This window comes from Streptomyces sp. NPDC006552, assembly GCF_040611655.1.
Taxonomy (GTDB): domain Bacteria; phylum Actinomycetota; class Actinomycetes; order Streptomycetales; family Streptomycetaceae; genus Streptomyces.
This window is the reverse complement of sequence record NZ_JBEXOS010000032.1, coordinates 33,621-57,091: the sequence shown is the minus strand read 5'-3', so window position 1 is coordinate 57,091 and position 23,471 is coordinate 33,621. Positions and strand designations below refer to the sequence as shown.

Annotated in this window: 17 protein-coding genes; 9 read left to right on the top strand and 8 right to left on the bottom strand. The window is 73.5% G+C overall.

Features of this window, described 5'->3' with window-relative positions; translation table 11 throughout:
• From ABZY33_RS19785 to ABZY33_RS19775, 3 genes are all read right to left on the bottom strand, one after another.
• Nucleotides 1-1,275, bottom strand: a complete 1,275-nt coding sequence (locus ABZY33_RS19785; protein WP_356492896.1) for an FAD-dependent oxidoreductase — start codon at nucleotides 1,273-1,275, stop codon at nucleotides 1-3.
• Between the two features lie 115 nt (nucleotides 1,276-1,390).
• Entirely contained in the window at nucleotides 1,391-2,692 is a 1,302-nt protein-coding gene (locus ABZY33_RS19780; protein ID WP_356492895.1) for a deoxyguanosinetriphosphate triphosphohydrolase, read from the bottom strand.
• A 51-nt stretch (nucleotides 2,693-2,743) separates the two neighbouring features.
• Nucleotides 2,744-3,535 carry a sirohydrochlorin chelatase gene (locus tag ABZY33_RS19775; RefSeq protein ID WP_356492917.1) on the bottom strand — a complete coding sequence of 264 codons (792 nt, stop codon included), beginning with the start codon at nucleotides 3,533-3,535 and terminating at the stop codon, nucleotides 2,744-2,746.
• Nucleotides 3,536-3,881: 346 nt separating this feature from the next.
• On the opposite strand from ABZY33_RS19775, the gene ABZY33_RS19770 reads away from it, so the two are divergent.
• Together ABZY33_RS19770 and ABZY33_RS19765 are read left to right on the top strand one after the other, a co-directional pair.
• Entirely contained in the window at nucleotides 3,882-4,493 is a 612-nt protein-coding gene (locus tag ABZY33_RS19770) for an ElyC/SanA/YdcF family protein (protein ID WP_356492916.1), read from the top strand.
• A gap of 96 nt (nucleotides 4,494-4,589) precedes the next feature.
• Nucleotides 4,590-6,695 carry a molybdopterin oxidoreductase family protein gene (locus ABZY33_RS19765; protein WP_356492894.1) on the top strand — a complete coding sequence of 702 codons (2,106 nt, stop codon included), beginning with the start codon at nucleotides 4,590-4,592 and terminating at the stop codon, nucleotides 6,693-6,695.
• Between the two features lie 12 nt (nucleotides 6,696-6,707).
• Here the strand turns inward: ABZY33_RS19765 and ABZY33_RS19760 are convergent, their stop codons facing one another.
• Complete coding sequence (locus ABZY33_RS19760) at nucleotides 6,708-7,493, bottom strand: sulfite exporter TauE/SafE family protein (RefSeq protein ID WP_356492893.1); 786 nt, start codon at nucleotides 7,491-7,493, stop codon at nucleotides 6,708-6,710.
• Nucleotides 7,494-7,657: 164 nt separating this feature from the next.
• On the opposite strand from ABZY33_RS19760, the gene ABZY33_RS19755 reads away from it, so the two are divergent.
• The 3 genes from ABZY33_RS19755 to nirD are packed head-to-tail and all read left to right on the top strand — an operon-like array spanning nucleotide 7,658 to nucleotide 11,806.
• Complete coding sequence (locus ABZY33_RS19755; RefSeq protein ID WP_356492892.1) at nucleotides 7,658-8,875, top strand: FAD-dependent oxidoreductase; 1,218 nt, start codon at nucleotides 7,658-7,660, stop codon at nucleotides 8,873-8,875.
• 1 nt (nucleotide 8,876) lies between these two features.
• Nucleotides 8,877-11,438: a nitrite reductase large subunit NirB gene (nirB, locus tag ABZY33_RS19750; protein WP_356492891.1), complete on the top strand. Its 2,562-nt coding sequence runs from the start codon at nucleotides 8,877-8,879 to the stop codon at nucleotides 11,436-11,438.
• Nucleotides 11,435-11,806: a nitrite reductase small subunit NirD gene (gene nirD, locus ABZY33_RS19745; RefSeq protein ID WP_356492890.1), complete on the top strand. Its 372-nt coding sequence runs from the start codon at nucleotides 11,435-11,437 to the stop codon at nucleotides 11,804-11,806. Before nirB ends, nirD begins: the two co-directional genes overlap by 4 nt.
• Before the next feature lie 139 nt (nucleotides 11,807-11,945).
• Here nirD and ppdK read toward each other — a convergent pair whose 3' ends face one another.
• The 3 genes from ppdK to ABZY33_RS19730 all read right to left on the bottom strand — a co-directional run bounded on the left by ppdK (nucleotide 11,946) and on the right by ABZY33_RS19730 (nucleotide 17,684).
• The gene (gene ppdK, locus ABZY33_RS19740; protein WP_356492889.1) at nucleotides 11,946-14,636 is read right to left on the bottom strand and encodes a pyruvate, phosphate dikinase; all 2,691 of its coding nucleotides are present in this window, start codon (nucleotides 14,634-14,636) and stop codon (nucleotides 11,946-11,948) included.
• Nucleotides 14,637-15,564: 928 nt separating this feature from the next.
• Nucleotides 15,565-16,704 carry a tRNA dihydrouridine synthase DusB gene (gene dusB, locus ABZY33_RS19735; protein ID WP_356492888.1) on the bottom strand — a complete coding sequence of 380 codons (1,140 nt, stop codon included), beginning with the start codon at nucleotides 16,702-16,704 and terminating at the stop codon, nucleotides 15,565-15,567.
• A gap of 98 nt (nucleotides 16,705-16,802) precedes the next feature.
• A complete protein-coding gene (locus tag ABZY33_RS19730) occupies nucleotides 16,803-17,684 on the bottom strand; it encodes a helix-turn-helix transcriptional regulator (RefSeq protein ID WP_356492887.1) in 882 nt (293 codons plus the stop codon).
• 148 nt (nucleotides 17,685-17,832) lie between these two features.
• Between ABZY33_RS19730 and ABZY33_RS19725 the strand changes: the two genes are divergently transcribed.
• On the top strand, nucleotides 17,833-19,308 hold the full coding sequence (locus tag ABZY33_RS19725) for an MFS transporter (RefSeq protein ID WP_356492886.1): 1,476 nt from the start codon (nucleotides 17,833-17,835) through the stop codon (nucleotides 19,306-19,308).
• Here ABZY33_RS19725 and ABZY33_RS19720 read toward each other — a convergent pair.
• Nucleotides 19,303-20,175 carry a helix-turn-helix transcriptional regulator gene (locus ABZY33_RS19720; RefSeq protein WP_356492885.1) on the bottom strand — a complete coding sequence of 291 codons (873 nt, stop codon included), beginning with the start codon at nucleotides 20,173-20,175 and terminating at the stop codon, nucleotides 19,303-19,305. The two genes, ABZY33_RS19725 and ABZY33_RS19720, sit on opposite strands and share 6 nt — an antisense overlap.
• 112 nt (nucleotides 20,176-20,287) lie before the next feature.
• On the opposite strand from ABZY33_RS19720, the gene ABZY33_RS19715 reads away from it, so the two are divergent.
• The 3 genes from ABZY33_RS19715 (at nucleotide 20,288) to ABZY33_RS19705 (ending at nucleotide 23,434) form a co-directional block, all read left to right on the top strand.
• Nucleotides 20,288-21,718, top strand: a complete 1,431-nt coding sequence (locus ABZY33_RS19715) for an MFS transporter (RefSeq protein WP_356492884.1) — start codon at nucleotides 20,288-20,290, stop codon at nucleotides 21,716-21,718.
• Nucleotides 21,719-21,789: 71 nt separating this feature from the next.
• Nucleotides 21,790-22,824, top strand: a complete 1,035-nt coding sequence (locus ABZY33_RS19710; RefSeq protein ID WP_356492883.1) for an aldo/keto reductase — start codon at nucleotides 21,790-21,792, stop codon at nucleotides 22,822-22,824.
• Between the two features lie 22 nt (nucleotides 22,825-22,846).
• Complete coding sequence (locus ABZY33_RS19705) at nucleotides 22,847-23,434, top strand: TetR family transcriptional regulator (protein ID WP_356492882.1); 588 nt, start codon at nucleotides 22,847-22,849, stop codon at nucleotides 23,432-23,434.
• The last annotated feature ends 37 nt before the right edge of the window (nucleotides 23,435-23,471 follow it).

Sequence of the window (23,471 nt, the reverse complement as noted above, 5' to 3'; positions counted from 1 at the left end):
TCACCCCTCCAGCAGATCGCCGAGCGGGACCGTCGGGTCGCCCAGGCGCTCCGTGCCGGGCCGCGCGCCGGAGCGGATCAGCTGCTGGATCTGCCCGGTGACGTCCCACACGTTCACGTTCATCCCGGCCAGCACCCGGCCGTCCCGCAGCCAGAACGCGATGAACTCGCGCTTGCCCGCGTCGCCGCGGAGCACCACCTGGTCGTAGCTGCCCGGCGGCGCCCAGCCCGAGTACTCCAGGCCCACGTCGTACTGGTCGGAGAAGAAGTAGGGCACGCGGTCGTACGTGACGTCCTTGCCGAGCATGGCGCGGGCCGCGGCCGGGCCGCCGTTGAGCGCGTTGGCCCAGTGCTCCACGCGCAGGGTGCCGGGCTCCGGCGAGAACCCCGGGCGTGGGAGCGCGGCCACGTCGCCCGCGGCGTAGATGTCGGGGTCGGAGGTGCGCAGGGAGGCGTCGACGGCAATGCCGCCGCCGTGCTCCCGGCCGGCCAGGTCCAGGCCCGCGGCCTCGGCGAGCCCGGTGCGCGGGGCGGCGCCGATCGCGGCGAGCACGTCGTGCGCCGGGTGCTCCTCGCCGTCGTCGGTGTGGGCGGCGAGGACCATGCCGTCGTGGCCGCTGATCGCGGTGAGCCGGGCGCCGAAGTGGAACCGGACGCCGTGGTCGCTGTGGAGCTCGGTGAAGATCTGGCCGACCTCGGGGCCGAGCACGGCGTGCAGCGGCGTTGCCTGCGCCTCCACCACCGTGACCTCGGCGCCGTACTCCCGGGCGGCCGCGGCGACCTCCAGGCCGATCCAGCCGGCGCCGGCGATGACCAGGTGGCCGTTGTCCCGCCCGAGCGCGGCCAGCACGTTCTTCAGGCGCTCCGCGTGGGCCAGGCGGCGCAGGTGGTGGACGCCGGCCAGGCCGGTGCCGGGGATGTCGAGCCGGCGCGGTTCGGCGCCGGTGGCCAGCAGCAGCTTGTCGTAGCGGACGGTGGTGGAGTCGCCGAGCCGGACCGTCTTCGCGGCGCGGTCGACGGCGGTCACCGTCTGGCCCAGGTGCAGTTCCACGTCGTTCCCCGCGTACCAGGCCGGATCGTGGACGAGGGCCTTCTCCCGCGCCTCCTTGCCCTGGAGGAACCCCTTCGACAGGGGCGGGCGTTCGTAGGGGTGGTCCCGCTCGTCACCGATGAGGATCACCCGGCCGGTGAAGCCCTCCGCGCGGAGCGTCTCGGCGGCCTTGGCGCCGGCGAGCCCTCCTCCGACGATGACGAACGTCTGGTCCGCGTCGACCACTTGATGCCTCCTCGTTGCGCTGCCGTCATATGCGAGCGTCCCGCACGCAGCGTGATGCGGGAAGGGGGCGTGGCCCGATCAGGGCAGCTTTCTCCTGCGATGTCCGCGCGAGCGGTCACGCCGAGTGGTCGGCGGTGAGGCGGGCGTGCAGGGTCCGGGCCGAGGCGTCGGTCAGGGAGGCGATCTGGTCGACGATGACGCGCTTCCTCGTCCGGTCGTCGGGCGCGTCGTCGAACAGCGCCCGGAACTGCGGGTCGAGCCCCTCGGGGGCGCGGGCCGTGAGCGCCTGCGCCAGCTCCGCGACGACGATCCGCTGGTCGGCGCGGAGCCGCTCCTGCTGCGGGCGCTGCATCACGTACCGGTCGGCGACCGCCTTGAGGACGGCGCACTCGTGGCGGGCGGCGCGCGGGACGACCAGCTCGGCCGTGTACCGCGTCAGCCGTCCCGTGCCGTACCGCGCGCGGGTCGCGGCCTCCGCGGCGAGGCAGAACCGGCCGATGAGCTGGCTGGTGGCGTCCTTGAGGCGGGCCTGGGCGACCGCGGTGCCGTCGTAGCCGTGCGGCCACCACTCCTGGTCCAGGAGCCGGTCCAGGGCGGCCGCCAGCTCGGCCGGGTCGGTGTCCGCGGGCACGTACCGGCCGAGCGCGACGGCGAAGACGTCGGCGCGCTCGGGCTCGGCGTGCAGCATGTTCGGGTCCAGGTGGCCGGCGTGCAGGCCGTCCTCCAGGTCGTGCACGGAGTACGCGACGTCGTCCGCCCAGTCCATGACCTGGGCCTCGAAGCAGACGCGGCGGCCCGGCGCCTCTTTCCTGACCCAGTCGAAGACGGGCCGGTCGTCCTCGTAGACCCCGAACTTGGCGGAGGCGGGATCGCTCGGGTGCTCGCCGCGCGGCCACGGGTACTTCGCGGCGGCGTCGAGGGCGGCCCGGGTCAGGTTCAGGCCGACGCTGACCAGCTCGCCGCTGTCGGGCGAGCGGACGAACCGCTTGGGCTCGATGCGGGTGAGCAGCCGCAGCGACTGCGCGTTCCCCTCGAAGCCGCCGCAGTCCTGCGCCACCTCGTTCAGCGCCTGTTCGCCGTTGTGCCCGAAGGGCGGGTGGCCCATGTCGTGGGCGAGGCAGGCCGTCTCGACGAGGTCCGGGTCGCAGCCGAGGGCCGCGCCCAGCTCCCGGCCGACCTGGGCGCACTCCAGGGAGTGGGTGAGCCGGGTGCGCGGGCTGGCGTCCCAGTGGCGGCTGCGGGTGCCCGGCGTGACGACCTGGGTCTTGCCGGCGAGCCTGCGCAGCGCCGAGGAGTGCAGGACGCGGGCCCGGTCGCGCTGGAACGCGGTGCGGCCCGGACGCTTGTCGGGCTCCGGGGCGAAGCGCTCGACGTCCGCCTCCTCGTACGTGCCGCAGCCTTCGTCCGTGGTCTTCATGCCCTGACAGTAAAGCCCCGCGCCGACAGCGGGGGGCGGGGCCCGGTCCGGTCAGGCGGGCGCCAGGTGCCGGGCGGGTCCGGCCGGGGCGCGCAGGGCGCTGTCGTAGCGGTGCAGGGCGAGCCGGGCCAGGCCGGGGTGGGCGCCGAGCGGGGCGGCGACGACGCCGTCGAACGCGGTGGCGGCCTCGGTGGCGAACCGGCCCGGCGCGGTGAAGTACGAGGCGAGCGCCGCGTGGTGGCGGCCCCGGGCGGCGAGGGCGCGGGCCGCGGCGGCGACGCCAGGGCCCGGTCCGGAGGCGTAGGCGGGGAGCACCGGGACGCCGAGGCGGTGGGCGAGGAGGGCGGCGGTGCGCGCGGTGTCGACGGCGGCTTCGGGGTCGCGGGAGCCGGAGGCGGCCAGGACGACGCCGGCGCGGCGCCGCTCGCGCTCCCCGGGCCCGGCGGGCCAGCCCGCCTCGCGCAGCCGGTCGTGCAGGACGTCCACGAGCAGCGGGTGCGGGCCGAGCGGGGCCGCGACCCGGGTGCGCAGGTGCCCGGCGGCCGCGGCGGCGGCGGGCAGATCCCGTTTGACGTGGTACCCGCGGGAGAGCAGGAGCGGCACGAGGACGGCGCCGGCCCGGCTCCCGGCGGGCAGCGCGGCCAGGACGTCGGGGAGCAGGGGTTCGTTCAGTTCGATGTGGCCGAGGTGGACGGCGAGGTGCGGCCGTCTCTCCCGCACCCGGCGCGCCAGGGTGCGGACGGTGGCGAGGGCGCGCGGGTCGCGGCTGCCGTGGGCGACGAGTACCAGCGCGGGGTGCGGGGCGCCGGAGCCGGGCCGGGTGCTGCTCGTTTCGCTCGTCATGGTGAGATTCCCGCCGTCCTTGCCGCGTGGGTCGAGGTGTACCGACGCGTCGGTCATGCGGCGATCCTGCCGCCCTGGCGTTGCCGGGCTGTTGCGCGGGGGTCACGACGGGTTGCGCGCGCTTCACGGCGGGCGGGGGCGCGGGGTGAGCGGCGGCTCGGGCGGGTGGCGGGCCGCGGCCCGGATGCGCGGGAGCGAACCGTTTCGCCCCGTACGGCGTCTCCCTCCTGCGAAGACCGTCCGTCATCGCTGCCGACGTCCACCGGAGGTCCCCGTGCGCCTACGCCTGTCCCGCCCGCGCTGGTCCCGTACCCGCCGGGGCCGGCGCCGGGCGGTGCAGTGCCTCATGGCGCTCTGTGTGCTGGCGCTCCTGCCCGCCACGTGGCTGTTCACGTCGACCGGTGACCGGCTGCGCTCGGCGGCCGACGTGCCGCGCACGGAGGTGGCGGTGGTGTTCGGGGCGGGCCTGTGGCAGGGCGAGCCCTCGCCCTATCTGGCCCACCGGCTCGACGCGGCGGCCGCGCTGTACCGCGGGGGCCGGGTCCGCGCCGTGCTCGTCACGGGCGACAACAGCCGCACCGACTACGACGAGCCGGACGCGATGCGCACCTACCTGACGCGGCGCGGGGTGCCGGACCGCGCCGTGGTGAGCGACTACGCGGGCTTCGACACCTGGGACTCGTGCGTGCGCGCCAAGAAGATCTTCGGGGTGGACCGGGCGGTCCTGCTCAGCCAGGGCTTCCACATCCGCCGGGCGGTGGCGCTGTGCGAGGCGGCGGGTGTGCGGGCGTACGGGGTCGGAGTGGACGAGCGGCACGACGTGACCTGGTACGCGGGCGGGGCGCGGGAAGTGCTGGCGGCGGGGAAGGCGGCGCTCGACGCGCTGGTCCGTCCCGACCCGCGGTTCCTGGGCGCGCGGGAGGACGGCATCCGCCGGGCGCTGGCCGGGCCACGCTGACCTCACACCGGTCCGCGGGCCCCTGCGAGATGTGCGTACCGCCTGCGTAACCGGGCCCGCCCGTGCCGCGTAACACGAGCCGCGCAGGCTGGCGCCATGCACCCGCATCCCGCGCCCCCGGCCGCCGCTCCCACCCACTCGCACTGCCCGTACTGCGCGCTGCAGTGCGGGATGACGCTCACGCCGGACGCGTCGGGCACGGGCGTGTCGGTCGCCGGCCGGGCGGACTTCCCGGTGAACCGGGGGGCGCTGTGCGGAAAGGGCCAGAGCGCCGCCGCCGTGCTGAGCGCCGGGGCCCGGCTGACGACCCCCTTGATCCGCGGGGCCGGGGGCCGGCTGGAGCCGGCCGGCTGGGACGAGGCGCTGGACGCGGTCGCGGCGGGCCTGGCCCGCACCCGCGCGGTCCACGGCACGGACGCGTGCGCGGTCTTCGGCGGCGGCGGGCTCACCAACGAGAAGGCCTACGCGCTCGGCAAGTTCGCCCGCACGGTGCTCGGCACGTCGCAGATCGACTACAACGGCCGCTTCTGCATGTCGTCGGCGGCGGCCGCGGGCCTGAAGGCGTTCGGCGTCGACCGGGGCCTGCCCTTCCCGTTGGCGGACGTCCCGCGCACCGGCTGCGTCATCCTGGTCGGCTCGAACCCGGCCGAGACGATGCCGCCGGCGCTGCGCCACTTCACGGAGCTGAAGGCGGCCGGCGGCAAGCTGATCGTCATCGACCCCCGCCGCACCCGCACCGCCGACCTGGCCGACCTGCACCTGGCGCCGCGCCCCGGCACCGACCTGGCGCTCGCCCTCGGCATGCTGCACCTGGTGGTGGCCGAGGGCCGGGTCGACGAGGAGTACGTGCGCGAGCGCACCAGCGGCTGGGAGGCGGCCCGGTCCGCGGCGATGGCGCACTGGCCGGAGTACGTGGAGCGGGTCACCGGCGTCCCCCTCCCCCAGCTGCGCGAGGCGGTGCGCCTGTTCACCGCTCCCGACCACGCGATGGTGCTGACGGCCCGCGGCCCCGAGCAGCAGTCGAAGGGCACGGACACGGTCGGCGCCTGGATCAACCTGGCCCTGGCCACCGGCCGCCCCGGCCGCCCGCTCTCCGGCTACGGCTGCCTGACCGGCCAGGGCAACGGGCAGGGGGGCCGCGAACACGGCCAGAAGGCCGACCAGTTGCCGGGGTACCGCAAGCTGACCGACCCGGCCGACCGCGCCCACGTGGCGGAGGTCTGGGGCGTGGACCCGGCGTCCCTGCCCGGCCCCGGCCGCTCGGCCTACGAACTCCTGGACGCGCTCGGCGACGACATCCACTCCCTGCTGGTCATGGGGTCGAACCCGGTGGTCTCCGCCCCCCGGGCGGCGCACATCGAGGGGCGGCTGCGGGCGCTCGGTTTCCTGGCGGTGGCGGACGTGGTCCTGTCCGAGACGGCCGAACTGGCGGACGTGGTGCTGCCCGTGACGCAGTGGGCGGAGGAGACCGGCACGACGACGAACCTGGAGGGCCGTGTCCTGCTGCGCCGGCGCGCACTGGCGCCGCCGCCCGGTGTCCACTCCGACCTGGACGTGCTCCGCGACCTGACGGCCCGCCTGGCACCGGAGCGGGAGAAGGGCTTCCCGACCGATCCGCAGGAGGTCTTCGACGAACTGCGCCGGGCGTCGGCGGGCGGTCCCGCGGACTACGCGGGCATCTCCTACGCCCGCCTGGAACGGGACGAGGCCCTGCACTGGCCGTGCCCGGGCCCCGGCCACCCGGGCACTCCCCGCCTCTTCCTGGACCGGTTCGCCACCGAGGACGGCCGCGCCCGCTTCGTCCCGGTGACGCACCGCCCGGCGGCGGAGGAGCCGGACGCGGAGTACCCGCTCTACCTGACGACGGGCCGGGTGGTCGCGCAGTACCAGTCGGGGGCGCAGACCCGCCGCGTGGCCGAGCTGAACAAGGCGGCCCCGGGCCCGTTCGTGGAGCTCCACCCCCGCCTCGCCGCGCGCCTGGGCGTGGCGGAGGGCGACACCGTGACGGTCACCTCCCGGCGCGGCGAGGCCCGGGCCCCGGCCCGCCTGACCACGGCGATCCGCCCCGACACGGTCTTCATGCCCTTCCACTGGCCGGGCCGGGGCCGGGCCAACACGCTGACGAACCCGGCCCTGGACCCGACGTCGCGCATGCCGGAGTTCAAGGTGTGCGCGGTCCGCCTGGCGCCGGCGGCCCCCTGAGCCGCGGCGGTCTCAGGCCACCCACTGCTCGTACGCCATCTTCACCACCAGCGCGCAGACCACGGTGAGCAGGACGACCCGCACGAAACCGGCCCCCCGTTTGAGCGCGGTGTGCGCGCCGATCATCCCGCCCGCGAGGTTGAAGACGGCCATCAGCCCGGCGAGCTGCCAGTGGACGGTGCCCTTCGCCGCGAACATGGCCAGTGCGCCGGCGTTCGTACAGCAGTTGACGATCTTCGCGGTGGCGGAGGCAGTGACGAGGTCGAAGTGGAGCAGGGCGGTCAGCGCGAGGACCAGGAAGGTGCCGGTGCCGGGGCCGATCAGACCGTCGTAGAAGCCGATGCCGAGGCCCGCGAGGCCGATCGCGGCGAGGATCCGGCGGGGCGGGACGGGGCCTGCCGCGGGCGCGGTGCCGAAGGAGGGCCGGAAGATCACGAAGGCGCCGACGGCGACGAGCACCACCATCACGACCGGCTTGAGGACCGCCGTGCTCAGTCCGGCGGCGAGCAGCGCGCCACCGGTCGAGCCCGCGAGCGCGGCCGCGCCGATGCGCACGGCGAGACGGACGTCGACGGGGGCCTTGCGGGCGTAGGTGACGGCGGCGCCGGTGGTGCCGACGATGGCGACGGCCTTGTTCGTGCCGAGCGCGTAGGGGCCCGCGGTCGCGGAGTTCGGCAGGCCGAGCAGGAGCGCGGGCAGCAGCAGGAGGCCGCCGCCGCCCACCACCGCGTCGACCCAGCCGGCCGCGAGGGCGGCGAGACAGAGCACGACGACGGTGGTCAGGGATATGTCAGGCATGGGGCGAGCCTATGAGCCGGCCGCGGCCGGGTGACGAGCGGCCGCGGCCGCAGCGGGCCCGGCGCCCCCCTCACACCCGCCCGGCCGCCTCGCTGAGCCCACCGTTCCTCCCGGGAAACCGACGGGACGCCACCGGGTAACACCCGCCCCGCAGGCTACGGAGCATGAAACGCGTCGTCGTCATCGGCACCGGTCTGGCCGGCACCCGCGTCGCCCGCCGTCTGGGCGAGCACGCGGTGCTGATCGGGGAGGAGCCGCACGCCCCGTACAACCGGGTGCTGCTCGCCGAGGTCCTGGCGGGCAGCTACGGCCCGGACGTCATCGCGCTGCCACCGGTGCCGGGGCGCCACCTGCGCACCCGCGCCGTCCGCGTGGACCGCGCCCGGCGCCTGGTGCAGTGCGAGAACGGCGCCGAGGTCGGCTACGACACGCTGGTCCTGGCCACCGGCTCGAACCCGGTGCTGCCCCCGCTGCGGGGCCTGTTCCGGCCCGGCGCCGGTGAACTGCCGGGCGGTGTGCACGCGTTCCGCACGATGGACGACTGCCTGGCGCTGTCGCGGGCGGTGACGCCGGGCACCCGCGCCGTCGTCGTCGGCGGCGGTCTGCTCGGCGTCTCGGCGGCCCGGGCGCTCGCCCGGCGCGGCGCACAGGTGGTCCTCGTCCAGCAGTCCGAGCGGGTCATGGAACGCCATCTCGACCCGGCGTCCTCGGAGTTGGTCGCGGGGCACCTGGCCTCGCTCGGCGTGGAGATCCACACCGAGTGCCGGGTGCGGGCCGTCGGCGTGGTCGACGGCCGGGTACGCCGCGTGGAACTCCACGACGGCTATGTGCTCGGCACCGACGTCACCGTCCTGGCCTGCGGCGCGCGGCCCCGCACAGGGCTCGCGAGCGCCGCGGGTCTCGAGGTCCGGCAGGGGATCGTCGTCGACGACGAGCTGCGCACCAGCGACCCGCGCATCCACGCCGTCGGCGACTGCGCGCAGCACGCCGGTCAGGTCTACGGCCTCGCCACCCCGGCCCTGGAGCAGGCCGACGTCCTGGCCGATCTGCTCACCGGCGCCACGGCCCCGGCCCCGCCGCGCTACACCGGCACCCGGACCCTGACCCGGCTCACCCTGCCGCACGCGGCGGACCCCCTGGACCTCGCCGCGTTCGGCGAGACGGAGCCACTGCCCGGCGACGACGTCGTCCAGCTCACGGACGCGACGCGCGGCACGTACCGCAGGGTCGTCGTCCGCGGCGACCGGCTGGTCGGCGGGGTGCTGGTCGGCGCGCTCGGCGGGGTCGGCGCCCTCGCGCACGCCTGGGAAACGAACGAAGCGCTGCCTGCCGACGACGGCGCGCCGCTGCTCCACCTGCTCACCCACGACGGAGGCCTCTGACATGGCGACCTCGAAGTCCCCGCGCGACCCCGCGCGGCCCACGCTCGTCCTCGTCGGCCACGGCATGGTCGGCCAGCGCTTCCTCGAAGCGGCGGCCGAGCGCGGCCTGACCGCGACGCACCGGGTGGTCGTCCTGTGCGAGGAGCCGCGGCCCGCCTACGACCGCGTCCACCTCACCTCGTACTTCTCGGGCACGACGCCCGCCGAACTGTCCATGACGGACCCGGAGTTCATCGAGCGGCACGGCATCGAGCTGCACCTGGGCGACCCGGCGGTGGCGGTGGACCGCGCGGCGCGCACCGTGCGCGCCCGCTCCGGGCTCACGGTCGGCTATGACGCGCTGGTCCTTGCCACGGGCTCGTACCCGTTCGTGCCGCCGGTCCCCGGCAAGGACACGACGGGCTGCTTCGTGTACCGCACGATCGAGGACCTGTACGCCATCGAGGAGTACGCGAAGAAGTACGCGTCCGTCGGCGCCGTGGTGGGCGGCGGGCTGCTGGGCCTGGAGGCCGCGGGCGCGCTCCAGGGGCTCGGACTGACCACGCACATCGTGGAGTTCGCGCCCCGTCTGATGCCCGTCCAGGTGGACGAGGGCGGCGGCGCGGCGCTGCTGCGCACCATCACCGGGATGGGCCTGTCCGTGCACACCGGCGTCGGCACGCAGGAGATCGTGGCCGGCCCGGAGCGCGGCGGCACCGTGCGCGGCATGAAGCTGTCGGACGGTTCGGAGCTGGCGACGGACCTCGTCGTCTTCTCGGCCGGGGTCAGGCCCCGGGACCAGCTCGCCCGCGACATGGGCCTGGAGGTGGGCGAGCGCGGCGGCATCGCGGTCGACGAACAATGCCGCACCAGCGACCCGGCGGTGTTCGCGATCGGCGAGTGCGCGCTGGCGGCGGACGGCCGGGTGTACGGCCTCGTCGCGCCCGGCTACGAGATGGCGACGACGGTCGCGGCCACCCTCGCCGGGGCCGGCGCCGAGGGGTTCACCGGCGCGGACCTGTCCACCAAGCTGAAGCTGCTCGGCGTGGACGTGGCCTCCTTCGGCGACGCGCACGGCGCGACCGAGGGCTGCCTGGACGTCGTCTACTCCGACTCGCGCTCGGGCACGTACAAGAAGCTGGTCATCGGTGGCGCGGGCGAGTTGCTCGGCGGCATCCTCGTCGGTGACGCGGAGGCGTACGGCACGCTGCGCGCGCTGACCGGCACCGTGCCGCCGCTCGCGCCCGAGCAGCTGGTACTGCCCGCGGGCGCGGGGGCTCCGGCGCAGCTGGGCCCGGAGGCGCTGCCCGCCGAGGCCGTCATCTGCTCCTGCCACAACGTCACCAAGGGCGAGATCTGTGCGCACACCTCACTGCCGGAGGTGAAGAAGTGCACCAAGGCCGGTACCGGGTGCGGGAGTTGCGTCAAGCTCATCGGACAGCTGCTGCCGAAGTCCGGGGACGCGGGGCTGTGCGGCTGCTTCCGGCACACGCGCCAGGAGCTGTACGAGATCGTGCGCGTCAAGCGGATCACGACGTACGCGCGGCTGCTCGACGAGCACGGGCGCGAGGAGGCGCGCGGCGGAGAGGGCTGTGAGGTCTGCAAGCCGGCGGTCGGCTCGATCATCGCCTCGCTGGCCCCGGCCATCGGCGCGGACGGCTATGTCCTGGAGGGCGAGCAGTCGGCGCTGCAGGACACCAACGACCACTTCCTCGCCAACTTGCAGAAGAACGGCTCGTACTCGGTCGTGCCCCGCATTCCGGGCGGGGAGATCACCCCGGAGAAGCTGATCGTGATCGGCGAGGTGGCCAAGGACTTCGGCCTCTACACGAAGATCACCGGTGGCCAGCGCATCGACCTGTTCGGCGCCCGCGTCGACCAGCTGCCCACGATCTGGGCGCGCCTGGTCGACGCCGGCTTCGAGTCCGGTCACGCCTACGGCAAGTCGCTGCGCACCGTGAAGTCGTGCGTCGGGCAGACCTGGTGCCGGTACGGCGTACAGGACTCGGTGCGCATGGCGATCGGCCTGGAGCTGCGCTACCGCGGCCTGCGGGCCCCGCACAAGCTGAAGTCGGCGGTCTCCGGCTGCGCCCGGGAGTGCGCCGAGGCCCAGTCGAAGGACTTCGGCGTCATCGCGACCGCCAACGGCTGGAACCTGTACGTGGGCGGCAACGGCGGCATGACTCCCCGTCACGCCGACCTGCTGGCCCAGGACTTGAGCGACGCCGAGCTGATCCGCCTGATCGACCGGTTCCTGATGTTCTACATCCGCACCGGCGACCGGCTGGAGCGGACCGCCGCCTGGCTGGAGCGGATCGACGGCGGGCTCGACCACGTACGGGACGTCGTCGTGCACGACGCGCTCGGTCTCTGCGACGAGCTGGAGGCCCTGATGGCCGCGCATGTCGCGCACTACCGCGACGAGTGGGCCGAGACCCTGGCGGACCCGGAGCGCCTGGCCCGCTTCGTCTCCTTCGTCAACGCCCCCGACACCCCGGACCCGACGGTCCGCTTCGTCCCGGAGCGCGACCAGATCAAGCCCGAACTGCCGCTGATCCCCCTGGAAGGACTGGCTCTGCGATGACGATGACCATGACGGCGACCGCGACCGCGCCCGCGAGGACGGCGCCCGTGATCCAGCTCGGCCTGGAGAACACCTGGCTGACGGTCTGCGGCCTGGACCGGCTGACGCCGGGGCGCGGGGTCGCGGCCCTGCTCCCCGACGGCCGGCAGGCGGCGCTCTTCCTGGACCGCGCGGGCCGGGTGCACGCGGTGGACAACACGGACCCGTTCACCGGGGCGGCGGTGCTCTCGCGCGGCCTGCTCGGCTCGGTCTCGGGCCGCCCGTTCGTGGCGTCTCCGCTGCTCAAGCAGCGCTTCGACCTGGAGACCGGCGGCTGCCTCGACGACGAGACGGCGGCGGTGCCGGTGTACGCGGTGCGGGTGGCGTAGCGGGGCGGCGGCGTCACGAACTGCGCCTGCGGCCGGAACCGGGAAGGCGGCACCCCCCGCACAGGGGTGCCGCCTTCCCGTCGTGCACCGGAGCCGCCGCCGATCGGTGAGGGTCGGGGACCGGCGGCGGCTCCGGGGGCTACCGGTGGTCGCTGCCCGCCGAGGAGGAGGCGGCGCGGCCCGCCTCGAGCCGGGCGACCGGGATGCGGAACGGCGAGCAGGAGACGTAGTCGAGGCCGACCTCGTGGAAGAAGTGGACCGACTCCGGGTCGCCGCCGTGCTCGCCGCAGACGCCGAGCTTGAGGTCGGGGCGGGTGGCCCGGCCGGCCTCCACGGCGTTGCGCACCAGGGAGCCGACGCCGTCCCGGTCGATCGTCTCGAACGGCGACACCCCGAAGATGCCCTTCTCCAGGTACGCGGTGAAGAAGCTCGCCTCCACGTCGTCGCGGCTGAAGCCCCAGACGGTCTGCGTGAGGTCGTTCGTGCCGAAGGAGAAGAACTGGGCCGCCTCGGCGATCTGCCCGGCCGTGAGGGCGGCGCGGGGCAGCTCGATCATGGTGCCGATGGCGAGCTTCAGTTTGACGCCGGTCTGCTCCTGGACCTCCGCGATGACCCGGTCGGCCTCCTCGCGGACGATCTCCAGCTCCTGGACGGTGCCGACGAGCGGGATCATGACTTCGGCGCGCGGGTCGCCCTTGGCGTTCTTGCGGGCGGCGGCGGCCTCGGCGATGGCGCGCACCTGCATGGCGAACAGGCCGGGGATGACGAGGCCGAGCCGCACGCCGCGCAGCCCCAGCATCGGGTTCTGCTCGTGCAGCCGGTGGACGGCCTGGAGCAGGCGCAGGTCGTTCTCGTTGCTGTCCTGGCGGGACTCGGCGAGCGCGACGCGCACCGACAGCTCGGTGATGTCGGGCAGGAACTCGTGGAGCGGCGGGTCGAGGAGGCGGATGGTGACGGGCAGGCCGTCCATCGCCTCGAACAGCTCGACGAAGTCCTGCTTCTGGAGCGGCAGGAGGTGCTTGAGGGACTCCTCGCGCTCGGCGTCCGTGTCGGCGAGGATCAGCTTCTCGACCATCTCGCGGCGCTCGCCGAGGAACATGTGCTCGGTGCGGCACAGGCCGATGCCCTGGGCGCCGAACCGGCGGGCGCGCAGCGCGTCCTCGGCGTTGTCGGCGTTGGCCCGTACGCGCAGGCGGCGTACGCGGTCGGCGTAGGCCATGATGCGGTGCACGGCGCCGACCAGTTCGTCGGCGTCGTCGGCACCGGCGTGCATGCGGCCCTCGAAGTACTCGACGACCGGGGACGGCACGACGGGCACCTCGCCGAGGTACACCTTGCCGGTGGAGCCGTCGATGGAGATCGTGTCGCCCTCCTCGACGACCACGTCGCCGACGGTGAGACGCCGCCGCTTGGTGTCGACGTCGAGCTCCTCGGCGCCGCAGACACAGGTCTTGCCCATGCCGCGCGCGACGACGGCCGCGTGCGAGGTCTTGCCGCCGCGCGAGGTCAGGATGCCCTCGGCGGCGATCATGCCGTCGAGGTCGTCGGGGTTGGTCTCGCGGCGGATCAGGATGACCTTCTCGCCGGAGCGGGACCACTTGATCGCGGTGTACGTGTCGAAGACGGCCTTGCCGACGGCGGCGCCCGGCGACGCGGCGATGCCCCGGCCCAACTGCTCGACCTTGGCGTCCTCGTCGAACTTCGGGAACATCAGCTGCGCGAGCTGGGCGCCGGTGACGCGTTGCAGCGCCTCGGCCTCGTCGATCAGGCCCTGGTCGACGAGCTGGGTCGCGATGCGGAAGGCGGCACCGGCGGTGCGCTTGCCGACGCGGGTCTGGAGCATCCACAACTGGCCGCGCTCGATGGTGAACTCGATGTCGCAGAGATCCTTGTAGTGGTTCTCCAGAGTCTCCATGATCTGCATGAGCTGGTCGTACGACTTCTTGTCGATCTGCTCCAGATCGGCGAGCGCCACGGTGTTGCGGATACCGGCGACGACGTCCTCGCCCTGCGCGTTCTGCAGGTAGTCGCCGTAGACGCCCTGGTGGCCGGAGGCGGGGTCGCGGGTGAAGGCGACGCCGGTGCCGGAGTCGGGGCCCAGGTTGCCGAAGACCATGGAGCAGATGTTGACGGCGGTGCCGAGGTCGCCCGGGATGCGTTCCTGGCGGCGGTAGAGCTTGGCGCGGTCGGTGTTCCACGAGTCGAAGACCGCGTGGATGGCGAGGTCCATCTGCTCGCGCGGGTCCTGCGGGAAGTCGCGCCCGGCCTCGGCCTTGACGATCTTCTTGAACCGCGTGACCAGTTTCTTCAGGTCGGCCGCGTCCAGGTCGGTGTCGACCGTGACCTTCTTGGCGCGCTTGGCCTTCTCCAGCTCCTCCTCGAAGAGGTCGCCGTCGACGTCGAGCACGGTCTTGCCGAACATCTGGATGAGCCGGCGGTAGGAGTCCCAGGCGAAGCGCTCGTCGCCGGACTGCTGGGCCAGGCCCTGCACCGACTTGTCGGAGAGTCCGATGTTCAGGACGGTGTCCATCATGCCGGGCATGGAGAACTTGGCGCCCGAACGGACCGACACGAGAAGGGGGTTGTCGGCCTGGCCGAGCTTCTTGCCCATCTTCTTCTCGAGGGCGTCGAGGTGCACGCCGACCTCGTCACGCAGTGCCACCGGCTCCGCGCCGCTGTCCAGGTAGACCTTGCAGGCCTCGGTGGTGATGGTGAAGCCCGGAGGAACGGGAAGTCCCAGGTTGGTCATCTCGGCGAGGTTGGCACCCTTGCCGCCGAGAAGGTCCTTGAGGTCCCTGTTCCCCTCGGTGAAGTCGTAGACGAACTTCACGTCCTGATCGCCTCGGCCGGCGTGACCGTCGCTGTGATCGGTTACCTGAGGATCTTTGTTTTCCGACACGGCTCTCGACTCCTCGAGGCTCGGTGGCTGCCCTGACGGCGAGGAACATACCCAGATCCAAGGCCCCTGGGTACGTCCACTTTGCTGTCATGCGGCTGTAACCACCCGTCCGCCAGGAGATCGAAAGTGACGGGGTAGGGCGGGGGCACTGGAACGCGGCTTCACTTCCTGAAGACGCAACCCCCGTAGACCCGGATTATCGCTCATACGAGCGGAGTGCGCTCTCATGTGCGTTCAAGAGGTAAATGATCGTGCAGTGGCACTGAGTGCCAGGGCTTGGAGAAGTGCAGTCAGGGATTTTCTGCTCGTTTGAGCGTTGGGGGTATCAGAGGTGGCGAGAATCACGCGGTGTGGTGGGGCGGGTGGGCAGTGGGGTGTCACTATGTGGACGCGGGTGTTGGGGGCGGGCTTGGTGGGCCGGGGTGCTGGTGGGGGCCGGTCGCGCAGTTCCCCGCGCCCCTTGTGGGTCGTGGTTCGAGTGCCGGTCGGCGGGGGCTGGTCGCGCAGTTCCCCGCGCCCCCTATGGGTCGTTGTTCGAGTGCTGACCGGTGGGGCTTCTCGCGCCGTTCCCCGCGCCCCTGAGATGCGCACTGCGTGCGCCATCTCATCAGGGCCACGCCGAACGATGCGCACGCAGTGCGCCTTTGGGGGGCGCGGGGAACTGCGCGAGAAGCCCCACCGACCGGATGGCCGGACGACGGCCCTTTCAGGGGCGCGGGGAACTGCGCGACCAGCCCCCACCGGCCGGGCAGCCGAAGGACGACCCTTCAAGGGGCGCGGGGAACCGCGCGAGAAGCCCCACCGGGCAGGTAGCCGGACGACGCACCTTTCAGGGGCGCGGGGAACTGCGCAGGGCGGGTCAGCCGCCGGAGGTGTCGAGTTCTGCTTCCTCGGAGAGCCCCGCCCAGTCATAGGGATCCCGCAGCCACCCGTCCGGCAGCACCACCCGGTTGTTGCCGGACGTCCGCCCCCGGGGCCCGTCCGCCCCGGACGGCCACTCCTGCTCCAGATCCAGCTCATCGAGCCCGGACCGGAGTTCGGCCAGCGACGACGTGACGGCCAGCCGCTTGCGCATCTCGGAGCCCACCGCGAACCCCTTGAGGTACCAGGCCACGTGCTTGCGGAAGTCGATCACCCCGCGCGCCTCGTCCCCGATCCACTCCCCGAGCAACGTCGCATGCCGCACCATCGCGTCGGCCACGACCGACAGCGTGGGCCGCACCCGGTCCGGACGCCCCTCGAACGCCGCCACCAGGTCGGCGAAGAGCCACGGCCGGCCGAGGCAGCCCCGGCCCACCACGACCCCGTCGACCCCGGTCTCGCGGACCATGCGCAGCGCGTCGTCGGCCGACCAGATGTCACCGTTGCCGAGGACGGGGATCTCCGGGACGTGCTCCTTGAGCCGCGCGATCGCGTCCCAGTCGGCCGTGCCGCCGTAGTGCTGGGCCGCCGTGCGCCCGTGCAGCGCGATCGCGCTCACGCCCTCCTCGACCGCGATCCGGCCGGCGTCGAGGAACGTGATGTGGTCGTCGTCGATCCCCTTGCGCATCTTCATCGTGACCGGCAGCTCCCCCGCCCCTGCCACGGCCTCGCGCAGGATGGCCCGCAGCAGGGGCCGCTTGTAGGGCAGGGCGGAGCCACCGCCCTTGCGCGTGACCTTGGGGACGGGGCAGCCGAAGTTCAGGTCGATGTGGTCGGCGAGGTCCTCCTCCGCGATCATGCGGACCGCCTTGCCGACGACGGCCGGGTCGACCCCGTACAGCTGGATCGAGCGGGGCTTCTCGCTCGCGTCGAAGTGGATCAGCTGCATGGTCTTCTCGTTGCGCTCGACCAGGGCGCGAGTGGTGATCATCTCGCTGACGAAGAGGCCCTTGCCGCCGGAGAACTCCCTGCACAGGGTGCGGAAGGGCGCGTTCGTGATCCCGGCCATGGGCGCGAGGACCACCGGCGGGACGACGGTGTGCGGTCCGACGGACAGGGGCGGGGTCGTAGCGGTCATGCTCCCCATTGTCCCGTACGCCGGACGCGCCCCCGCACGGACGTACCTGTGGCCGCGGCCACGCCGCCCCGGCAGGCGCGGCCCGGGTCCCGGCCGGTTCAGTCCGCCCCGGCGGCGGCCAGCCGCTCCAGCCGCTCCTCCGTCTCGTCGTCGGCGGGCAGGTACGCGACGACCCGGTACGCGTCGTTCTCCGGCGCCAGCCACATGTGGCGGTGCTCCAGGCGCAGCAGCCCGGCCTCGGGGTGCTGGTAGCGCTTGACGTGCGAGACCATCGAGGCGACCTCGCGCCGCTCCCACAGGGCGCGGAACTCGGGCGAGACGGCGAGGAGTTCGTCGACCGGTGCCTTCCAGGCCGGGTCGCCGATGTGCTCGGCCATCGCCTTGCGGTACTTGGCGATCAGCTCGGGCAGCATCACGTCACGGTCGAGGAACCGCGCGCGCGAGCGCTCGTCCATGAACATCATCCACAGGGCGTTGCGGTGCGCGGGGTCCAACTCGGCGGGGTCGCCGAAGAGGTCCGCGTAGGCCTGGTTGTGGGCGAGGATCTCGTACCGGGCGTTCTTCACCTCGGCCGGGAACGGCTCCAGGCGCCTGAGCAGGCGCAGCACCGTCGGCGTGACCGCCGGGCTGACCGTCGTGGCGCGCGGGTCGACGGCCCCGGCGAGGGCGAAGGCGTGGGCGCGCTCGGTCGGGTCCATGCGCAGCGCGCGGGTGACGGCGTCCAGGACACCGGCCGAGACGTTCATGGCGCGGCCCTGCTCCAGCCACGTGTACCAGGTGATGCCGACCGAGGCGAGGTGGGCGACCTCCTCGCGGCGCAGGCCCGGGGTGCGGCGGCGCGCGGTGCGCGGCAGGCCGACCTGGTCCGGGGTGACGCGCTCCCGGCGGCTGCGCAGGAACGCGGCCAGTTCGGCGCGGCGCAGCTGGTCGGCCGAGGGCCCGTGGGCGGCCCCGGCGGGGGCCCGTGTCTCGGTCGTCATGGTTTCAGGATGCTCCCGCGCCCATCCTGGTGCCAGGTACTGCCTGTAACACGATAAGGAGACTCTGGAACCCGGGCGGGCCGCCGCCGACCCTGGGTGCATGGCCTCACCTCTCCGCTCCCGCCCCGTTCCGGTTACCGTCGCACACATGCCCGGTACACCCGACTCCCTCTCCCACCGCAGGCGCCTGTTCGTCCTGGCCATCTGTTGCATGAGCCTGCTCATCGTCAGCCTCGACAACACCGTCCTGAACGTCGCCCTGCCTTCCATGGCGAAGGACTTCGGCGCCACGCTCTCGGGCATGCAGTGGACGATCGACGCGTACACGCTGGTCCTCGCCGCGCTGCTGATGCTGGCCGGTTCGACCGCCGACCGGATCGGGCGGCGCAGGGTCTTCATGACCGGACTCGTCGTCTTCACGGCCGCCTCGGTGGCCTGCTCGCTCGCGCCGAACCTGGAGATGCTGGTGGTCTTCCGGATGCTCCAGGCGATCGGCGGCTCGATGCTCAACCCGGTCGCGATGTCGATCATCACCAACACGTTCACCGACCCGCGCGAGCGGGCCCGCGCCATCGGGGTGTGGGGCGGCGTCGTCGGCATCTCGATGGCCGCGGGCCCGCTGGTGGGCGGGGTGCTCGTGGACTCGGTCGGCTGGCGCTCGATCTTCTGGATCAACCTGCCCGTCGGCCTCGCGGCGCTCCTGCTGACCTTCCGCTACGTCCCCGAGTCGCGCGCCCCGAAGGCCCGCCGCCCGGACCCGGTGGGCCAGCTCCTCGTCATCGCGCTGCTCGGCTCGCTGACGTACGCCATCATCGAGGCGCCGGACGCGGGCTGGACGTCGACGCGGACCGTCGCGTGCGCGGCGCTCGCCCTCGCTGCCCTCGCGGGGCTGCTGCTGTACGAGCCGCGCCGCACCGAGCCCCTCATCGACCTGCGGTTCTTCCGGTCGGCGCCGTTCAGCGGAGCGACGGTGATCGCGGTCTGCGGCTTCGCCGCGCTCGGCGGTTTCCTGTTCCTGTCCACGCTCTACCTGCAGAACGTGCGCGGCCTGGATGCGCTCCACGCCGGCCTGTGGATGTTGCCGATGGCGGTGATGACGCTGGTCTGCGCGCCGCTGTCGGGCCGGCTCGTCGGCAGCCGCGGGCCGCGCCTTCCGCTGCTCATCGCGGGCGTGATGATGACGGCGAGCGGGGTCCTGTTCGCGGTGTTCGACGCGGAGACCTCGAACACCACGCTCTTCGTCGGGTACGTCCTGTTCGGGATCGGCTTCGGTTTCGTCAACGCGCCCATCACCAACACGGCCGTCTCCGGCATGCCGCGCGCGCAGGCCGGGGTCGCGGCCGCCGTCGCCTCCACGAGCCGGCAGATCGGGCAGACCCTCGGGGTCGCCGTGATCGGCGCGGTCCTCGCGTCGGGCGTCGCCGGGTCCTCCTACGCCCGCGCCTTCGTCGGCGCGAGCCGGAGCTGCTGGTGGATCATCGCCGGGTGCGGGCTCGCGGTGCTGGTCCTCGGCGCGCTGACCAGCGGGCCGTGGGCGCGGCGCACGGCGCGGCGCACGGCCGAGCGGCTGGCGGAGCCCCAGGACGCGGCTACGGCCCGGGCCGCCGCCGGGTCCGGGTCATGAGGCGGACCGGCTGAGGGCCACCTCGTGGAGCCGGTCGAGGCGTTCGCGCGAGACGTCGTCCGCCGCCGTGTACGTCAGCAGGCGCGCCCCGCCGTCGCGGCCCAGCCACAGATCGGTGTGCACGACGCGGACGAGGCCGACGTGCGGGTTGAGGAAGTGTTTGACCTTGCTGGTCTGCGAGCGGACCACCTCGTGGCGCTCCCAGACCTCCCGGAAGTCGGCGGACTCCTCGAGCAGCCGCTTGAGGACCAGCTTCCAGGCGGGTTCGGCGAGGTGGTCGGCCATGCCCGCGCGGAACTTGGCGGCCATCAGGCGCAGCACCTCGTCGAGGTGGACGATGGCGGAGCGCCACGGCTCGTGCGTGAAGGCGAGGAACATCATGTTGCGGTCCTCGGCCGGGACCGCGTCCAGGTCGCAGAGCAGCTGCCCGTAGGTGCGGTTGTAGGCGAGGATGTCGTACCGGCCGTTCTGCACGCAGGCCGGCATCGGCTCCAGCTGGGCGAGCATCTCCCGCAGTTCGGGGGTGAGGGTGGGGCAGGTCGCCGCCGGGGTCGGGTCGATCGCGCCGGCCAGGCCGAAGAGGTGGGCGCGCTCGCTCGGGTCGAGCCGCAGGGTACGGGCGAGGGCGTCGAGGACCTGCGCGGAGACCTGGATGTCGCGGCCCTGCTCCAGCCACGTGTACCAGGTGACGCCGACCGCGGAGAGCTGCGCGACCTCCTCGCGGCGCAGGCCGGGGGTGCGCCGGCGCCGGCCGCGCGGCAACCCCACCGCTTCGGGCGTGATGCGCTCGCGGCGGCTGCGCAGGAACCCCGCCAGCTCGTGACGGCGGATCTCCGCGGGCCGCGCCTCAGGCGTCAAGGTGCTCATGGCACCAGCCTGTACCCGTCCGCCGCCCGCCGCCAAGCTGTTTCCGGGTAGCGGTTCTACCAGGATAAGAAGACTCTGGTACCAGCCTGGGCGGCGGCGGAGGCTCGATGTCATGACCACCCAGACGTACTCCCCGCCGGTCACCCGCACCGGGGCGCCCGGTCTCTCGCTCAGCGGCCCGGGGCTGTTCACCGTGCTGCTCGGCGCCGCGCTGCCTCTCATCGACTTCTTCATCGTGAACGTCGCCCTGCCCACCATCGCCCGCGACCTGTCGGCGAGCGAGCCGGTCCTCGAACTCGTCGTCGCCGGGTACGGCATCGCGTACGCCGTCCTGCTCGTCCTGGGCGGCAGGCTCGGCGACCAGTTCGGCCGCCGCAGGCTGTTCCTCGGCGGCATGGCCGCGTTCGGCCTGACCTCCCTCGCCTGCGGCCTCGCCCCGAGCGCCGGGACCCTCGTGGCGGCGCGGATCGCGCAGGGCGCGGCGTCGGCCGCGATGCTGCCGCAGGTGCTCGCCACCATCCAGGCGACGACGGCGGGCCCGCGCCGCGCCAGGGCGATGAGCCTGTACGGGGCGACGGCGGGCCTGTCGATGGTGGCGGGCCAGGTGCTGGGCGGCGTCCTCGTCTCGGCGGACCTGTTCGGCTCGGGCTGGCGCTCGGTGTTCCTGGTGAACGTGCCGGTGGTGGCCGTCGCCCTCGTCCTCGCGCTCCGCACGGTGCCGGAGACCCGCTCGGCGCGCCCCGAGCGTGTCGACGTACCGGGCACGTTCCTCCTCGCCCTCGCCCTGCTCGCCCTCCTCGCCCCGCTGACCGAGGGCCGGGCGGCGGGCTGGCCGCTGTGGACCTGGCTCTCCCTCGCGGCGTTCCCGCTCCTCGCCTACGTCTTCTACGAGGTCGAGCGCCGGGCGGACCGGACGGGTGGCGCCCCGCTGATCCCGCCGTCCCTCTTCGCGCTCCTCTCCCTGCGCCGTGGGCTCGCCCTGATCGTGCCGTTCTCCATCGGCTTCAGCGGCTTCATGTTCGTGATCGCGGTGGCGCTCCAGCAGGGCGAGCGGCTCGGCGCGACCGCGGCGGGGCTGGCCCTGGCCCCGATGGCGGCGGTGTTCTTCGCGACCTCGCTCGCCGGTCCGCGCCTGGTGGCCCGCTTCGGCACCCGGGTCGTCACGGCGGGCGGCGTGGTCCAGGCGGCCGGGGTGGCGCTGATCGCGCTGACCGCTCTCCGGACGTGGCCGCACGTCGGCCTGGTGCCGCTGCTGCCGGGCGCGGCGCTCGCGGGCGCGGGCCAGGCGCTCCAGTTGCCGGTCCTCTTCCGGATCATCCTCTCCGAGGTGCCCCCCGCGCGGGCGGGTGTCGGCAGCGGCGTGATGACGACGGTCCAGCAGGCGTCCCTGGCCCTGGGGGTGGCCACGCTCGGCACGCTGTTCCTCTCCCTGGTCCCGGCGCTCGGTATGCGGGACGCACTGGTCACGACCTTGCTGGTACAGCTCGCGGCGGTGGCGCTGACGGTGGGTCTGAGCCTGCGGCTGCCGCGCGGTGTCGTCTGACGCACGGCACAGTGACACATGACAGGTAACAGATATTGAAATCTGTCACCTGTCATGGCACTGTGGCGGACATGAACCTCCCCGCAGCAACACAGCGACCTCTCGGCACCACCGGCCCCCGCGTCTCCCCGCTCGGCCTCGGCTGCATGGGCATGTCCGCGCTGTACGGCGAAGCCGACCGCGCCGAGTCGATCGCCACCGTCCACGCCGCGCTCGACGCGGGTGTCACCCTCCTCGACACCGGTGACTTCTACGCGATGGGCCACAACGAGATGCTGATCGGCGAGGCCCTGCGCACGGCCCCCGCCGCGGCCCGCGAATCCGCGCTGACCAGCGTGAAGTTCGGCGCCCTGCGCGACCCGGACGGCGGCTGGAGCGGCTACGACGGGCGCCCGGCGGCGGTGAAGAACTTCGCCGCGTACAGCCTCCAGCGGCTCGGCGTCGACCACATCGACGTCTACCGCATCGCCCGCCTCGACCCGGACGTACCGATCGAGGAGACGGTCGGCGCCATCGCCGAACTGGTCGAGCAGGGCCACGTGCGACACATCGGCCTCTCCGAGGTCGGCGCGGAGACGATCCGCCGGGCCGCCGCCACCGCCCCGATCTCCGACCTCCAGATCGAGTACTCGCTGATCTCGCGCTCCATCGAGGAGTCGATCCTGCCCACCGTCAGCGAACTCGGTATCGGCGTCACCGCGTACGGCGTCCTGTCGCGCGGCCTCATCTCCGGCCACTTCACCCAGGACCGCACCCTCGCCGCGAACGACTTCCGCGGCATGAGCCCCCGCTTCCAGGGCGAGAACCTGCGCCACAACCTCGGCCTCGTCGAGCAGCTCCGCAAGATCGCCGAGCAGCAGGGCGTGAGCGTCGCGCAGATCGCCATCGCCTGGGTCCTGGCCCAGGGCGCGCGGCACAAGGCCGACATCGTGCCGCTGGTCGGCGCCCGCACCCGGACCCGGCTGACCGAGGCGCTCGGCGCGCTCGACGTGACGCTCACCCCCGCCGACCTCGCCGCGATCGAGCAGGCGGTGCCCGCCGGCGCCGCGGCCGGCGAGCGCTACCCGGCGGCCCAGATGGCACACCTCGACAGCGAACGCCGCTGACCCGCCGGGTACGGTCACTGGCATGGCACCGACCGAGACCCTGACCCCGGAGCGCATCCTCGCCGCGACCGAGGAGGTGCTGCGCCGCCACGGCGCCGCGAAGGCGACCGTGGTCGACGTGGCCCGCGCGCTCGGCGTCAGCCACGGCTCGGTCTACCGCCACTTCCGTACCAAGGCGGAGCTGCGCGGCGCGGTCACCCGGCGCTGGCTGGAGCGCACGACCGGCGTCCTGGCCGAGGTCGTCGCGGGCGACGAGGCACCCCCGGCCAAGCTGCGGCACTGGCTCGCGGCGCTGTTCGAGGCCAAGCAGCACAAGGCGGGCGACGACCCCGAACTGTTCGCCACGTACACGGTCCTGACGACCGAGAACAGCGACGTGGTCGACGAACACCTCGACGAGCTGCTCAGCCAGATCGCCGCGATCGTGCAAGAAGGCGTCGAGCGGGGCGAGTTCGAGGCGCCGGACGTCCCGGTGACGGCCCGCGCCGTCCTGGAGGCCACCGCCCACTTCCACGACCCGGTGCACGCGCCGGAGTGGTCGCGGCCGGGCAGCCGGGCGGCGTTCGACGCGGTGGTGGCGCTGGTGCTGCGCGGCGTCGAGGCGCGCTGAGCCCCTCGGAGCCGCCTTCCGGGCCCCTGCGGCGACT

What these genes read in the sequence shown, in the direction of transcription:
- ABZY33_RS19780 (WP_356492895.1), bottom strand. Translation starts at nt 2,692, where the DNA reads ATGAAGACCACGGACGAAGGCTGCGGCACGTACGAGGAGGCGGACGTC.
- ABZY33_RS19775 (WP_356492917.1), bottom strand. Translation starts at nt 3,535, where the DNA reads ATGACGAGCGAAACGAGCAGCACCCGGCCCGGCTCCGGCGCCCCGCAC.
- ABZY33_RS19770 (WP_356492916.1), top strand. Translation starts at nt 3,882, where the DNA reads ATGGCGCTCTGTGTGCTGGCGCTCCTGCCCGCCACGTGGCTGTTCACG.
- ABZY33_RS19765 (WP_356492894.1), top strand. Translation starts at nt 4,590, where the DNA reads ATGCACCCGCATCCCGCGCCCCCGGCCGCCGCTCCCACCCACTCGCAC.
- ABZY33_RS19760 (WP_356492893.1), bottom strand. Translation starts at nt 7,493, where the DNA reads ATGCCTGACATATCCCTGACCACCGTCGTCGTGCTCTGTCTCGCCGCC.
- ABZY33_RS19755 (WP_356492892.1), top strand. Translation starts at nt 7,658, where the DNA reads ATGAAACGCGTCGTCGTCATCGGCACCGGTCTGGCCGGCACCCGCGTC.
- nirB (WP_356492891.1), top strand. Translation starts at nt 8,877, where the DNA reads ATGGCGACCTCGAAGTCCCCGCGCGACCCCGCGCGGCCCACGCTCGTC.
- nirD (WP_356492890.1), top strand. Translation starts at nt 11,435, where the DNA reads ATGACGATGACCATGACGGCGACCGCGACCGCGCCCGCGAGGACGGCG.
- dusB (WP_356492888.1), bottom strand. Translation starts at nt 16,704, where the DNA reads ATGACCGCTACGACCCCGCCCCTGTCCGTCGGACCGCACACCGTCGTC.
- ABZY33_RS19730 (WP_356492887.1), bottom strand. Translation starts at nt 17,684, where the DNA reads ATGACGACCGAGACACGGGCCCCCGCCGGGGCCGCCCACGGGCCCTCG.
- ABZY33_RS19725 (WP_356492886.1), top strand. Translation starts at nt 17,833, where the DNA reads ATGCCCGGTACACCCGACTCCCTCTCCCACCGCAGGCGCCTGTTCGTC.
- ABZY33_RS19720 (WP_356492885.1), bottom strand. Translation starts at nt 20,175, where the DNA reads ATGAGCACCTTGACGCCTGAGGCGCGGCCCGCGGAGATCCGCCGTCAC.
- ABZY33_RS19715 (WP_356492884.1), top strand. Translation starts at nt 20,288, where the DNA reads ATGACCACCCAGACGTACTCCCCGCCGGTCACCCGCACCGGGGCGCCC.
- ABZY33_RS19710 (WP_356492883.1), top strand. Translation starts at nt 21,790, where the DNA reads ATGAACCTCCCCGCAGCAACACAGCGACCTCTCGGCACCACCGGCCCC.
- ABZY33_RS19705 (WP_356492882.1), top strand. Translation starts at nt 22,847, where the DNA reads ATGGCACCGACCGAGACCCTGACCCCGGAGCGCATCCTCGCCGCGACC.